Annotated in this window: 13 protein-coding genes; all 13 read left to right on the forward strand. The window is 66.8% G+C overall.

Going from position 1 to position 13,624, the window contains the following annotated elements; translation table 11 throughout:
- A partial coding sequence (locus tag AC1DZT_RS10890; RefSeq protein WP_478006656.1) for a nitrogenase component 1 occupies positions 1–815 on the forward strand: 815 nt, incomplete at its 5' end.
- Complete coding sequence (locus AC1DZT_RS10895) at positions 805–4,368, forward strand: magnesium chelatase subunit H (protein ID WP_478006657.1); 3,564 nt, start codon at positions 805–807, stop codon at positions 4,366–4,368. The genes AC1DZT_RS10890 and AC1DZT_RS10895, both read left to right, overlap by 11 nt.
- A gap of 82 nt (positions 4,369–4,450) precedes the next feature.
- On the forward strand, positions 4,451–5,350 hold the full coding sequence (bchL, locus tag AC1DZT_RS10900; protein WP_478006658.1) for a ferredoxin:protochlorophyllide reductase (ATP-dependent) iron-sulfur ATP-binding protein: 900 nt from the start codon (positions 4,451–4,453) through the stop codon (positions 5,348–5,350).
- Entirely contained in the window at positions 5,350–6,027 is a 678-nt protein-coding gene (gene bchM, locus AC1DZT_RS10905; protein WP_478006659.1) for a magnesium protoporphyrin IX methyltransferase, read from the forward strand. The genes bchL and bchM overlap by 1 nt, the downstream gene beginning before the upstream one ends.
- Positions 6,027–7,466: a PucC family protein gene (locus AC1DZT_RS10910; RefSeq protein WP_478006942.1), complete on the forward strand. Its 1,440-nt coding sequence runs from the start codon at positions 6,027–6,029 to the stop codon at positions 7,464–7,466. The genes bchM and AC1DZT_RS10910 overlap by 1 nt, the downstream gene beginning before the upstream one ends.
- A gap of 18 nt (positions 7,467–7,484) precedes the next feature.
- Positions 7,485–8,258, forward strand: coding sequence for a photosynthetic reaction center subunit H (puhA, locus tag AC1DZT_RS10915; RefSeq protein WP_478006660.1), 774 nt, complete (start codon positions 7,485–7,487; stop codon positions 8,256–8,258).
- 10 nt (positions 8,259–8,268) lie between these two features.
- Positions 8,269–8,916, forward strand: coding sequence for a photosynthetic complex putative assembly protein PuhB (gene puhB / locus AC1DZT_RS10920; protein ID WP_478006661.1), 648 nt, complete (start codon positions 8,269–8,271; stop codon positions 8,914–8,916).
- A gap of 2 nt (positions 8,917–8,918) precedes the next feature.
- On the forward strand, positions 8,919–9,443 hold the full coding sequence (gene puhC / locus AC1DZT_RS10925) for a photosynthetic complex assembly protein PuhC (protein ID WP_478006662.1): 525 nt from the start codon (positions 8,919–8,921) through the stop codon (positions 9,441–9,443).
- Between the two features lie 38 nt (positions 9,444–9,481).
- Positions 9,482–9,778 (forward strand): hypothetical protein, encoded by a 297-nt coding sequence (locus AC1DZT_RS10930; protein ID WP_478006663.1) that lies wholly within the window; start codon positions 9,482–9,484, stop codon positions 9,776–9,778.
- Positions 9,775–10,881 carry a magnesium-protoporphyrin IX monomethyl ester (oxidative) cyclase gene (gene acsF / locus AC1DZT_RS10935; protein ID WP_478006664.1) on the forward strand — a complete coding sequence of 369 codons (1,107 nt, stop codon included), beginning with the start codon at positions 9,775–9,777 and terminating at the stop codon, positions 10,879–10,881. Before AC1DZT_RS10930 ends, acsF begins: the two co-directional genes overlap by 4 nt.
- 85 nt (positions 10,882–10,966) lie before the next feature.
- Positions 10,967–11,788 carry a putative photosynthetic complex assembly protein PuhE gene (gene puhE, locus AC1DZT_RS10940; RefSeq protein ID WP_478006665.1) on the forward strand — a complete coding sequence of 274 codons (822 nt, stop codon included), beginning with the start codon at positions 10,967–10,969 and terminating at the stop codon, positions 11,786–11,788.
- Positions 11,778–12,989, forward strand: coding sequence for a 5-aminolevulinate synthase (hemA, locus tag AC1DZT_RS10945; RefSeq protein WP_478006666.1), 1,212 nt, complete (start codon positions 11,778–11,780; stop codon positions 12,987–12,989). The genes puhE and hemA overlap by 11 nt, the downstream gene beginning before the upstream one ends.
- 127 nt (positions 12,990–13,116) lie before the next feature.
- Complete coding sequence (locus tag AC1DZT_RS10950) at positions 13,117–13,599, forward strand: c-type cytochrome (protein WP_478006667.1); 483 nt, start codon at positions 13,117–13,119, stop codon at positions 13,597–13,599.
- The last annotated feature ends 25 nt before the right edge of the window (positions 13,600–13,624 follow it).

Consider the following 13,624-nt stretch of genomic DNA (forward strand, 5'->3'; position numbering starts at 1 on the left):
CCGCGCGCCTGCGCCTGCCCTGGTGGACGCGCAGCGTGGATTCGACCTATCTCACCGGCAAGCGCGTCTTCCTCTTCGGCGACGGCACCCATGTCGCCGCCGCCGCCCGCATCGCCCGCGACGAGATGGGGTTCGAGGTGGCAGGCCTTGGCTGTTTCAACCGCGAAATGGCCCGTCCGATCCGTGCCCTGGCGCGAGATTACGGCGTCGAGGCGCTGATCACCGACGATTACCTCGAGGTCGAGGCCGCCATCGCCGCCCTGCAGCCCGAGTTGATCCTCGGCACCCAGATGGAGCGTCACATCGGCAAGCGCCTCGGCATCCCCTGCGCCGTGATCTCGGCCCCGGTCCATGTCGAGGATTTCCCGGCCCGCTATGCGCCGCAGATGGGCTGGGAAGGCGCCAACGTGATCTTCGACACCTGGGTGCATCCCCTGGTGATGGGCCTCGAAGAGCATCTCCTCCACATGTTCCGCGAGGATTTCGAATTTCATGACGCCGCCGGCGCCTCGCATCACGGCAACCGGCATCAGCCGCGCGAGGCGACGCCGGACATCCGCGCCGAAGCCGCCCCTGCGGCCGCGGCCGAAGCGGGCTCGATGCCCGCAGAGGTCGCATCCTCTTCCACCGTTACCGCGCCCCGGCCCTCGGGTCAGATCGTCTGGCTGTCGGATGCCGAAAACGAGCTGAAAAAGATCCCCTTCTTCGTCCGCGGCAAGGCCCGCCGCAACACCGAGACCTATGCCCAGACCCGCGGCGTCACCGCCATCTCCATCGCAACCCTCTATGAGGCCAAGGCCCATTATGCGCGCTGACAGCCCCCTCACCGGAACCCGGGTTTGCTACAACATCGTGGTTGTGACCCTCGACCAGCATGCCGCAGGCCCGACCGCCCGCATCGCCTCGCGCCTGGCCAAGGACTTCCCCGGCCTGAACGTCGAGGTCCATGCCGCCGCCGAATGGGCTGAAAACCCCGCCGCCCTCGCCCGCTGCAAACTGGCGCTGAAGACGGCCGATATCGTCGTGGCGAACCTGATCTTCATCGAGGAACATATCACCGCCATCCTCCCCGCCCTGACCGAGGCCCGCACCCGCGCCGATGCCTTCGTCGGCCTGATCGCCGACAGCGCCATCGTCAGGCTGACCCGGATGGGCGATCTCGATATGGCGCGTCCCGCCTCGGCCGCGATGGCCCTGCTGAAGAAGCTGAAACCCGCTGCGAAAACCTCCGCCAATTGCGGCCAGAAGCAGATGTCGATGCTGCGCCGCCTGCCCCGGATCCTGCGCTGGATTCCCGGCAAGGCGCAGGACCTGCGCGCCTGGTTCCTCTGCATGCAATATTGGCTCGGCGGGTCGGACGACAATATCGAACAGATGATCCGCTTCCTGATCGGGCGCTATGCCGCCCGCAAGGACTGGCGCGGTGGTGCCGCAAAGGCCCCGGTCGATTATCCCGATGTCGGCCTCTATCACCCGGCCCTGCCCGGTCGCATCACCACCGACCTTGCCGCCCTGCCCCGCCCCGCGGGGGCCCGGCTGACCGTCGGCCTGCTGATGCTGCGCTCTTACGTCCTCGCCTCGGACACCGCGCATTACGATGCGGTGATCGCCGCACTCGAGGCGAGGGGCATCGCCTGCATCCCGGCCTTTGCCGGCGGCCTTGACGGCCGTCCCGCCATCGACAGCTATTTCCGGACCGCGCGGCCGATCGATGCGATCCTGTCGCTGACCGGCTTCTCTCTCGTCGGCGGCCCGGCCTATAACGACAGTCCGGCGGCGGTCGAGGCGCTCTCGGCGCTGGATGTGCCCTATATCGCCGCCCACCCGCTGGAGTTTCAGACGCTGGGCCAATGGGCCGCCGCGGGCACCGGTCTTGGGCCAATCGAAACCACCATGCTGATCGCCCTGCCCGAGATCGACGGCGCGACCAACCCGACCGTCTTTGCCGGGCGCCATGGGCTGGAGGGCTGCAGCGGCTGCCCCCTGATGTGCAAGGGCTCTGTCGACAACCGCGCCATGGCGCCCTGCCCCGAACGCGTGGCCTCCCTCGCCGAGAAGACCCACCGCCTCGCCAGCCTGCGCCAGAAGCGCAACGCCGCAAAGAAGGTCGGCATCGTCCTCTTCGGCTTTCCGCCCAATGCCGGCGCCGCGGGCACCGCCGCCTATCTCTCGGTCTTCGAAAGCCTGCACAACACGCTGCAGGCGATGCGGGCTGACGGCTACAGCCTCGAGGTGCCCGCCAGCGTCGATGACCTGCGCGAAGCCGTGCTGGGCGGCAATGCGCAAAGCTACGGCCAGCCCGCCAATGTCGCGGCCTTCGTCGATGCCGACAGCATCCTGCGCGGCACGAAACACCTGCGGGAGGTCGAGGCCGTCTGGGGCCCCGCCCCCGGCAAGGTCCAGAGCGACGGGCGCCATCTCTTCATCCTCGGCCGCCAGTTCGGCAATGTCTTCGTGGGCCTGCAACCGAGCTTCGGCTACGAAGGCGACCCGATGCGCCTGCTCTTCGAACGCGGCTTTGCCCCGACCCATGCCTTCGTCCAGTTCTACCTCTGGCTGCGCAACAGCTTTCAGGTCGATGCCTTGCTGCATTTCGGCATGCATGGCGCCCTGGAGTTCATGCCCGGCAAACAGGCCGGCCTCGGCGCCGCCGACTGGCCCGACCGGCTGATCGGCGAGGTGCCCAACATCTACCTCTATGCCGCCAACAACCCGTCCGAAGCCACGCTTGCCAAGCGCCGCGCCAATGCCGTGACCATCACCCATCTGACCCCGCCCCTGGCGCAGGCCGGGCTTTACAAGGGCCTGATCGAGCTGAAGGACAGCCTCACCCGCTGGCGCGCGCTCGCCCCCGCGGCGCCCGAACGGGCCGATCTGGAAGCCCTGATCGCCGAACAGGCGGCCGTCGTCGACATGGCGGGCCTGAAGCCCGAGGCGCTTTGGCTGAAACTGCTCGAGGCCGAGGATGCGCTGATCCCGGACGGCTTGCATGTGGTGGGGCGCCCGATGAGTGCGAAGGCCCGGGCCGAATACCTCGACCTTCTGCCGCCGATGGATGACATCGCCCGCGACCGGATTGACCGCCAGTTGCAGGCGGAGACCGAAATCCCCGGGCTTCTGCGCGCCCTTTCCGCCCGTTTCATCGCCCCGGTGCCGGGCGGCGATCTGATCCGCTCGCCCCAGATCCTGCCGACCGGGCGCAACATCCACGCCTTCGACCCGTTCCGGATGCCGACCGAGTTTGCGCTGCGCGATGGCATGGCCCAGGCCGACCGGCTTCTGGCCGCCCATCCCACCCTGCCGCGGTCGATCGCGCTGGTCCTCTGGGGTTCGGACAACATCAAGTCGGATGGCGGGCCGATCGCGCAGGCGCTGGCGCTGATGGGGGCGCGGCCGCGCTTTGACAGCTATGGCCGCCTGTCGGGCGCCGACCTCATCCCCTTGGCCCAGCTCGGCCGTCCGCGGATCGATGTGCTGATGACCCTGTCGGGCATCTTCCGCGACCTGCTGCCCCTGCAGACCCGGATGCTGGCCGAGGCCGCGTACAAATGCGCCATGGCGGAGGAGCCCCTGTCGCAGAACTTCATCCGCGCCCATGCCCTGGCCTATGCCGAGCAGATGTCCTGCGACATGCAGACCGCCGCGCTGCGGGTGTTCTCGAATGCGGCGGGGGCCTATGGGTCCAATGTCAACCAGCTGGTCGACAGCTCTGCCTTTGGCGAAGAGGACGAGTTGGCCGATGCCTACGAGGCGCGCAAGAGCTTTGCCTATGGCCTGAACGGCAAGCCGGTGAAACAGGCCGCGCTGATGAAGAAGGCGCTGAAGAATGTCGAGATGGCCTATCAGAACCTGGAATCGGTCGAGCTGGGGGTGACCGCGGTCGATCATTACTTCGACACGCTGGGCGGCATCGCCCGCGCCGTCAAACGCCAGCGCGGCGCCGAGACCCCGGTCTATATCAGCGACCAGACCCGCGGCACCGGCAAGATCCGCACCCTGCGCGACCAGATCGCGCTTGAAAGCCGCGCGCGCGCGCTGAACCCGAAATTCTACGAGGGGCTCCTGAAGCACGGGGCCGAGGGTGTCCGCCAGATCGAGGCCCATGTCACCAACACGATGGGCTGGTCCGCCACGGCAGAGGCCGTCGACCCTTGGGTCTATCAGCGCCTGTCGGAAACCTTCGTGCTGGACGAGGCCATGCGCAAGCGGATGGCCTCGCTGAACCCGCAGGCCAGCGCGCGGATGGCCAACCGCCTGATCGAAGCCTCCGACCGCCGTTACTGGAAACCGGACCCGGCCACGCTGGCCGCGCTGCAACGCGCCGCCGACGAGCTGGAAGACCGCCTGGAAGGGATCGCCGCCGAATGAACCGGTCCTCGACCCTTCCGCATGACCCCGGCGCCGGAGCCTCCGGCGGGGATATTTCTGGACCAATGAAAGGGGCAGAAGCATGAGCCTTGATGCGATACCGAATTTGCGCGGGCTGGACGGCGAAGGCTCGGTTCAGGTCCATCAGGATGCCGAGGCGCGCATCGAAGGGGCCAAGGTCTTTTCGGTCTATGGCAAGGGGGGGATCGGCAAATCCACCACCTCGTCCAACCTCAGCGCGGCCTTTTCCATGATGGGCAAGCGGGTGTTGCAGATCGGCTGCGACCCCAAGCATGACAGCACCTTCACCCTGACGGGGCGGCTGCAGGCCACGGTCATCGACATCCTGAAGGAGGTCGACTTCCATGCCGAGGAGCTGCGGCCGGAAGACTATGTCGCCGAGGGCTTCAACGGGGTGAAATGCGTCGAGGCGGGCGGGCCGCCGGCCGGCACCGGCTGCGGCGGCTATGTCGTGGGCCAGACGGTGAAGCTCCTGAAGCAGCACCACCTGCTGGACGACACCGATGTGGTGATCTTCGACGTGCTGGGCGACGTGGTCTGCGGCGGCTTTGCCGCCCCCTTGCAGCATGCCGACCGCGCGGTGATCGTCACCGCCAACGACTTTGACAGCATCTATGCAATGAACCGCATCATCGCCGCCGTGCAGGCCAAGTCGGGCAATTACAAGGTCAGGCTGGCCGGCTGCGTCGCCAACCGCTCGCGCGAGACCAACGAGGTGGACCGCTACTGCGCCCGCGTCGGCTTCAACCGCATCGCCCATATGCCCGACATCGACGCCATCCGCCGCTCGCGCCTGAAGAAGAAGACGCTGTTCGCGATGGACGACAGCGAAGACATCGTCATGGCCCGCGCCGAATACATGCGGCTGGCCGATACGCTCTGGCGTTCGGTGCAGGGCGAGGGGTCCTCGCCCGCGCCGCTGCCCGACCGGGAAATCTTCGAACTGCTGGGGTTTGACTGATGGCTGACCAGACCCGGACCTATGCGGGCACGCTCACCCGCGTCGAAGATTACTTCGACCGCTCTGCCACCAAGGCATGGGAGCGGCTGACCTCGGATGCGCCGGTGTCGCGCATCCGCCAGACCGTCCGCGAGGGGCGCGACCGGATGCGCGCGCTGATGCTGTCGCGCCTGCCCTCCGATCTGCGCGGCGCCCGGGTTCTGGATGCCGGCTGCGGCGCGGGCCAGATGACGGCGGAGCTGGCCGCGCGCGGGGCCGATGTGGTGGCGGTGGACATCTCGCCGCAGCTGGTGGGCATCGCCCGGGCGCGCCTGCCCGCCGAACATCGGGGCAAGGTCGCCTTTGCCGCGGGCGACATGACCGGCGACCATGGCCGCTTCGACTTCGTCGTCGCGATGGACAGCCTGATCTACTATGGCCGCGCCGATCTTGCGGCGGCGCTCGCGCGCCTGGGGCACAGGACCGAAAGGTCCGTCGTCTTCACCGTGGCGCCGAAAACCGCCTTCCTGATGACCTTCTGGTCCCTGGGCAAACTCTTCCCGCGCGCAGACCGTTCGCCCACCATGGTGCCGCAGGCCTTCGCGAGCCTGCACCGGGCCATGGAGGGCAGGCTCCACAAGGTCGACCGCGTGTCGCGCGGTTTCTACATCTCGGAATGTCTGGAGTACCGGCCATGATCCTCATCAAGTCCAAGCATATCCAGAAGCTGGGCTATCGCTGGATGCCCTTTGCCGATGCCGCCTCGGACGAGCTGCCGCTGGGGCAGCTGCTGCGGCTGGGCCTGTTCCAGGTCTCGGTCGGCATGGCCTATGTCCTGATGATCGGCACGCTGAACCGGGTGATGATCGTCGAGCTGGGGGTGCCCGCCACGGTCGTCTCGCTGATGATCGCGCTGCCGGTGCTTTCGGCACCGTTCCGCGCGCTTCTGGGCCACAAGAGCGACACCCACAAAAGCTGGATCGGCTGGAAGCGGATTCCCTACCTGTGGTTCGGCTCGCTCTGGCAGATGGGCGGCCTCGCCATCATGCCCTTCGCGCTGATCGTGCTGTCGGGCGACCAGGCCAACGGGCCGGTCTGGGCCGGCAAGGCGCTGGCCTCGGTGGCCTTCCTGATGACGGGGGTGGGCATGCACATGACCCAGACCGCCGGCCTCTCGCTCGCCTCCGACCGCGCGACCGAGGCGACGCGGCCCCGCGTCGTGGTGCTGCTTTACGTCATGTCGCTGCTCGGGATGGCGGTATCGGCGCTGGTCCTCGGCACGCTGCTGCGCGAGTTCAACGAGATCAAGCTGATCCGCGTCGTGCAGGGCTGCGCCGTGGCGACCATGGTGCTGAACGTCATCGCCCTGTGGAAGCAGGAGAAGGTCCGCCCGATGACCAAGGAGGAAATGGCCGAGACCCGGCCGATCTTCCACGAGGGCTGGCGCGACCTGATGGCCAGCGGTACGGCGGGGCGGCTATTGCTGGTGGTCTTGATGGGCACCTTCGGCTTTCAGATGCAGGACGTGCTTCTGGAACCCTATGGCGCCGAGATCCTGGGATTGACCGTCAGTTCCACCACGGTGCTCAGCGCCTGTTATGCGATGGGGGTGCTGACGGGCTTCATCCTGGCCGGGCACTGGATCGGACAGGGCCAGGACACCTTCCGCATGGCCGGGCGCGGCATTCTTCTGGGCGTCGGCGCCTTTCTGGCGGTGGCGCTGGCAGCACCCCTGCATTCGGAGGTGCTGTTCTTCCTCGGGTCTTATGCGATCGGCATGGGCTCGGGGCTTTTCGCCGTCTCGACGCTGATCGCGGCAATGGCGCTGCCCGAACAGGGCATGGCGGGGCGCGGTCTGGTGCTGGGCGCCTGGGGGGCGGCCCAGGCCACGGCCACCGGCCTCTCCATCGCCATGGGCGGCGGCTTGCGCGACGTGGCGGGCGCCTATGCGCTGTCGGGAAAACTGGGGGCTGCGCTGATCTCGCCCGCCTTCGGCTATGCCTGCGTCTACATGACCGAGATCGTCATCCTGTTTGCGACGCTGATCGCGATGGCCCCTCTGGTCCGCGTCACCCTCTTTCATCCGCAGACCGCGGCCAAATCCACCCGGCTCGGTCTTGCCGACTTCCCCAACTGACCTGCGGAGGACATCACAATGCTCGGCGTTCACTTCTTCGGAAACTTCGACCTCGCCTCGCTGGCGATCTGGCTCTTCTGGGGCTTCTTCGCCCTGCTGGTCTATTATCTGCAAACCGAAAACATGCGCGAAGGCTACCCGCTGGAGATGGAGGACGGCACCCCGGCCCGGAACCAGGGCCCCTTCCCGGTGCCCAAGCCCAAGACCTTCCTGCTGCCGCATGGCCGGGGCGAGGTGAGCGTGCCCAACGGGGCGCGTGAGGCGCGCGAGGTGGCCCTGGGCCGCACCGCCGTCTCGGAAGGCTTCCCCCATGCGCCCCTGGGCGACCCGATGCGGGATGGCGTGGGCCCGGCCTCCTGGGCGCCGCGGCGCGACATTCCCGAACTGGATGGCCACGGCCACAACAAGATCGTGCCGATGGCGATGGCCCCGGCCTTCACCGTCTCGGCCGGTCGCGATCCGCGGGGATTGCCGGTGCAGGCGGGCGACAACGAAGTGATCGGCCGCATCTCCGACATGTGGGTGGATGCCCCCGAGCAGCTGGTGCGCTATCTGGAGATCGACCTGAACTCGGGCGGCAAGCGTCTGGTGCCGATGCCGATGGTCAAGATCTGGAAGGACCGGGTGCGCATCAACGCCTTGTCCTCGGACCTCTTCGACGGCGTGCCGATCACCCGGTCGATGACCGAAGTCACCCTGCTGGAAGAGGACAAGATCAGCGGCTACTACGCGGGCGGCACGCTTTACGCCGCCGACAAGCGCAAGGGCGGCCCCTTGTCCTGGCAGCCTTAGGGGTCTGGCCATGACCAATCACCAGACCCCGCCCGCCCATGACGATTTCGCGACCGAGCCTGTGCCCGGCCTGCCCGAGCGCCCCCCCGCGGGGGAGGAGGTCCTGTGGCAGGGACGGCCCGCGACCTTCGCCCTGGCGCGGGACGCCTTCAAGATCAGCTGGGTGGCGGGCTACTTCGTCGTGCTGGCGCTCTGGCGCGCCAGCGTGATCGCCGAAGGCCCGGCGGAGGTTCTGGCGGTGATGCTGCCCTATCTGGGCATCGGGCTGGTGGTCTGCCTGATCCTGACCGCCATGGCGGCAGTGCAGGCGCGGGCGACGCTCTACACCATCACCAGCGCCCGGGTGGCGATGCGGATCGGGGCGGCGCTGACCGTCACCTTGAACCTGCCGTTCCGCCAGCTTGCCAATGCCTCCTGCGCGGTCAGGTCCGATGGCACCGGCACCATCGCGCTGGAAACCCTGGGCGAGACGCGGATCTCCTACCTCGTCTGCTGGCCGCATGTCCGGCCCTGGCACTTCGCACATACCCAGCCCGCGCTGCGTGCCATCCCCGATGCGGCCCGCGTCGCCACCCTTCTGGCGCAGGCGGCGGAAACCCGGCTCAACGAACCGCAGGTGGCGCTTGTGCCGGGCGGTCTGTCCCTCGCGGCGGAGTGATGATGATGCAAGCCCAGGCCCGCCCCACACCCAGACGTTCCGCCGCAGCCCAGGCCGCGGCCCATATCGCGGCCGCCCGCCAGATGGCGCGCCCCTCCACCCAGCGCGAGATGATCCCCAAGCCCCTGCTCTGGGCGATGCTGGCGCTTGTCCTGGCAAGCCTGGCGCTCGTCAGCTTTGCCGTCCTGACCGGGCGCCCGCATGTCGGCGTGCCCAAGCCTGCTGCCATCGTGGCAGAGCGTGACATCATCCTGAAAGGCGGCGGCGCCCAGGCCGTGACCGTTCTGGCCCCCGATGGCACGCAACTGATGGACCTGCCGCATGGCGGCTTCATAACCGTCATTCAGAACGGGATGGAGCGCGCACGCCTGACGGCCGGTGTCGATAAACTGCTGCCGGTGCGGATTGTGGAATACGCCAATGGCCGCCTCTCCGCACTTGACCCCTATACCGGATGGTCTGCCGAACTCGGCGCCTTCGGGTCCGACAACAGGGCCGCATTCGAACGGCTCATGTCACAGCACTGATGACCTCAGAACTGACAACCAACAATGGGAACCAAATCATGGGAATCTTCAGAAAATACGCCGAGGACGTGCCCTGCACCGTCGAGGTGAGCCATCGGTTCGACAGCCTGCATGCCCACGTCCGCTTCAACAACGGGGCCATCGTCCATCCCGGCGACGAGGTCCTGGTCCATGGCCGCCCGATCCTCGCCGCTTACGGCGAGGTGATCGTCGAGGACCGCCAGGCCACCATCACCCGCGCCTCTGCCCTTGAACGCCTGTGGACAAGGATGACCGGCGACTTCGGCTTCATGGAGCTTTGCGAGTTTTCCTTCTCGGACGAGGTGACGCTATGAACGCGACCCCCAAGGCTCTCGAAGCCGACTATGCCGAACTGGCCGCCGCCCAGCCGCAAGACACCCAGGCGATGGCCACCGAAACCACCCTTCTGAACCCGCGCTTCTACACCACCGACTTTGACGAGATGGACCGGATCGACGTCACCCCCGTCCGCAAGGACTGGGACGCGCTTCTGGCCGAAATGGCCAGCGATCCCAACAAGGGCCATTTCAAGAAGACCGTGGAATGGACCGAATGGGACGCCAACTGGGACGGCATGGAGCCCAAGCTCAAGCGCGAGTTCATCGACTTCCTCGTCTCCTCCTGCACCGCCGAGTTTTCCGGCTGCGTGCTTTACAAGGAGATGAAGCGGCGCGGCAACAATCCCGACATCTGCGCCCTCTTCGGCTTCATGTCGCGCGACGAGGCCCGGCACGCCGGCTTCATCAACGACGCCCTGCGCGAGGCCGGGGTGGCGGTGAACCTCGGCTTTCTGACCAAGGCGAAGAAATACACCTATTTCCGTCCGAAATTCATCTACTACGCGACCTATCTGTCGGAAAAGATCGGTTACGCCCGCTACATCACGATCTTCCGCCACCTCGAGGCGCATCCCGATCACCGCTTCCATCCGATCTTCAAATGGTTCCGCGAGTGGTGCAACGATGAATTCCGCCACGGCGAGGCCTTCGCGCTTCTGATGCGCACCGACCCGAAGCTGACCAATTCCTTCGCCAACAAGCTGTGGATCCGCTTCTTTCTGACGGCGGTCTATTCCACCATGTTCGTGCGCGACCACCAGCGCCCGGAGTTTCACAAGGCGCTTGGCGTCGACATCGAATGGTACGATCAGGAGGTCTATCGCAAGACCTCCACCATCGCGCGCCAGGTCTTCCCGATCGAGGTGGACATCGACCACAAGCGCTGGCTGCCCAACCTGCGCCGGATGCGCGACGCCTTCGGCCAGATGGATGCGGGCAAGCGGCAGGGCGGGGTCGGCGGCTGGCTGAAGCACAAGCGCGGCGCCATCAAGGCGGCCCTGTCCTTCGCGGCGCTTTACACGATCCCGGTCATCCACCGCGCCCCGCCCAAGGACGTGCGGCTGGAGCCGGTCTATTGACCGCCACCCACCCTGCGGCCGGGGGTTCGGGGCGGGCGCGCCCCGGCGTCCGGCCGCCCTTGCCCCTGGGCCAGGGGAGGCCGGGATGAGCGACAGCCCCTGGTTCGCCGCCGTGATCACGCTGTTTCTCTGGTGGTTCTCCACCGGGATCATCCTGTGGCGGGTCAGGGTGGCCGACAATGGCACCGAACAGGACCATGTGAACTCTGTCGTCATCGGCCTGCCGCTTCTGGCGGTGGGGGTGGCGGCGGCGCGGGCCAGCCTGCCCGACCTGTCCGCCAATGGCATCTACATGGCCTTTCTCGCCGCACTGGCGCTCTGGGCCTGGATCGAGCTGGCCTTTCTCTCCGGTGTCATCACCGGCCCCAACCGCCAGCCCTGCCCGCCCTTCGTCAGTCCGCGCGACCGCTTCTGGCGCGCGGTGGGCACCATCGCCTGGCACGAGGCGCTTCTGGTCGCAACCCTTGCGGGCCTCGGACTGGCCAGCCTGCACGCCGCCAACCCCTTCGCCTTCGGCACCTTCGCCCTGCTCTTCGTGGCGCGGGTCTTTGCCAAGCTGAACCTGTTCCTCGGCGTGCCGCGCATCAACACGCAGTTTCTGCCCAAGCCCCTGACCCATCTGGCCAGCCACTTCCGCCTCGGCCGGATCAGCGTCTTCTTCCCGATTTCCGTCTCGGCCCTGACGGTCTTTTCGGCGCTGTTGCTGGAACGGGCCATCAATGTCGACCACCCCGGCATGTCGGTCGGCTATGCGCTTCTGACCTGCCTTTGCCTTCTGGCGCTGCTGGAGCACTGGTTCATGGTGCTGCCCCTGCCGGATGAAAAATTGTGGCGCTGGATGATGCCCGATCTTCAGAAAGACGCCGCAAAACCCCACAAGAAGCTTGAGGACGCCAATGGACTTTGACCAGATCTTCCGCAGCCAGCTCGATGCCCTCAAGGCCGAAGGCAATTACCGCACCTTTGCCGAGCTTGAACGCAAACGCGGCGCCTTTCCCCGCGCCGCCAACCACAAGGATGGCGAGGTCAAGGAGATCACCGTCTGGTGCTCGAACGATTATCTCGGGATGGGCCAGCACCCCGATGTCGTCAAGGCCATGGTCGATTGCATCCACGAAAGCGGCACCGGCGCCGGCGGCACGCGCAACATCTCGGGCAACAACCACAAGCACCTGCTGCTGGAGGCGGAACTCGCCGATCTGCATGGCAAGGAGGCGGCGCTGCTCTTCACCTCGGGCTATGTGTCGAACTGGGCGGCGCTGTCCACCCTGGGCAGCCGCATCCCGGGCGTCGTGATCTTCTCGGATGCCGGCAACCATGCCAGCATGATCGAGGGAGTCCGCCACTCGCGCGCCGACAAGGTGATCTGGAAGCACAGCGACTGGCGCGATCTGGACCGCAAGCTGGCCGCCGTGGGCGACCGGCCCAAGGTGGTGGCCTTCGAATCCGTCTATTCGATGGACGGCGACATCGCCCCGATCAAGGAGATCGTGCAGGTCGCCAAGGCGCATGGCGCGCTGACCTATATCGACGAGGTGCATGCCGTGGGCATGTACGGGCCGCGCGGCGGCGGCGTCACCGAACGCGAGGGGCTGGCCGACCAGATCGACCTGATCGAGGGCACGCTTGGCAAGGCCTTTGGCGTGGTCGGCGGCTATATCACCGGATCGGCGGCGCTGTGCGATTTCATCCGCAGCTTTGCCAGCGGCTTCATCTTCACCACCGCCCTGCCCCCGGCCGTGGCCGCGGCGGCCACCGCCTCGATCCGCCATTTGAAGACCTCCGGGGTCGAACGCGCCCAGCAGCAGCGCCAGGTCGCCCGGTTGCGCGCCCGGCTGGACCGTCTGGGCATCCCGCACATGGCCAATGACAGCCATATCATCCCCGTGCTGATCGGCGATCCCGTCAAGTGCCGGATGATCTCGGATATCCTGATACGCGACTGGGGCATCTATGTGCAGCCGATCAATTATCCCACTGTCGCCAAGGGGACCGAGCGTTTGCGCATCACGCCCTCGCCCTTCCACAGCGATGCCGACATCGACCATCTGGCCGGTGCACTGCAGGCGCTCTGGCAGCATTGCGCCCTGTCCCGCGCGGTCGCCTGACAGGAGTGCGAGAGGGCACTGAGCAGGGGTCAGCCGAGGCCCCGGCGCGGGGGCCCGACCTACTGAATATGTGATCCGACATGCCGCCGGGTCCGTATAAAACGAACCGAGCATGAGGGAGGTCCTGATGAGATTGAAATTGGCCATGATCGCGGTTTTGGCCACCGCAGCGGCCCCAGCCTTCGCCGCCGGGGATGCCACCAAGGGCGAGCAGGTGTTCAAGCAATGCCAGACCTGCCACACGGTCGCAGACCCGGACGGCAAGGTGCTGGCAGGCAAGGGCGCCAAGATCGGCCCGAACCTCTACGGCGTCTTCGGCCGCACGGCCGGCACCTACGAAGGCTTCAAATACGGTGACTCGATGGTTGCCGCCGGCAAGGCCGGGCTGGTCTGGGATGAAGCGCATTTCGTCGAATATGTGCAGAACCCCAAGGCCTTCCTGTCAAAGCAGACCGACAATCCCGGCGCCGTGGCCAAGATGTCCTTCAAGGTCAAGGATGCCGCGACGGCCGAGGATGTCTACGCCTATCTGTCGCAGTTCAGCCCGCCGGCCGCCGCGGCCCCGGCGGATGGCACCGCAGCCCCCGCCCCCGCCGCTCCCTCGAACTGAAGGCAGGCGCAAGGGGTCAGACCCG

Source organism: Rhodobacter sp. P1_C2, from assembly GCF_056406375.1.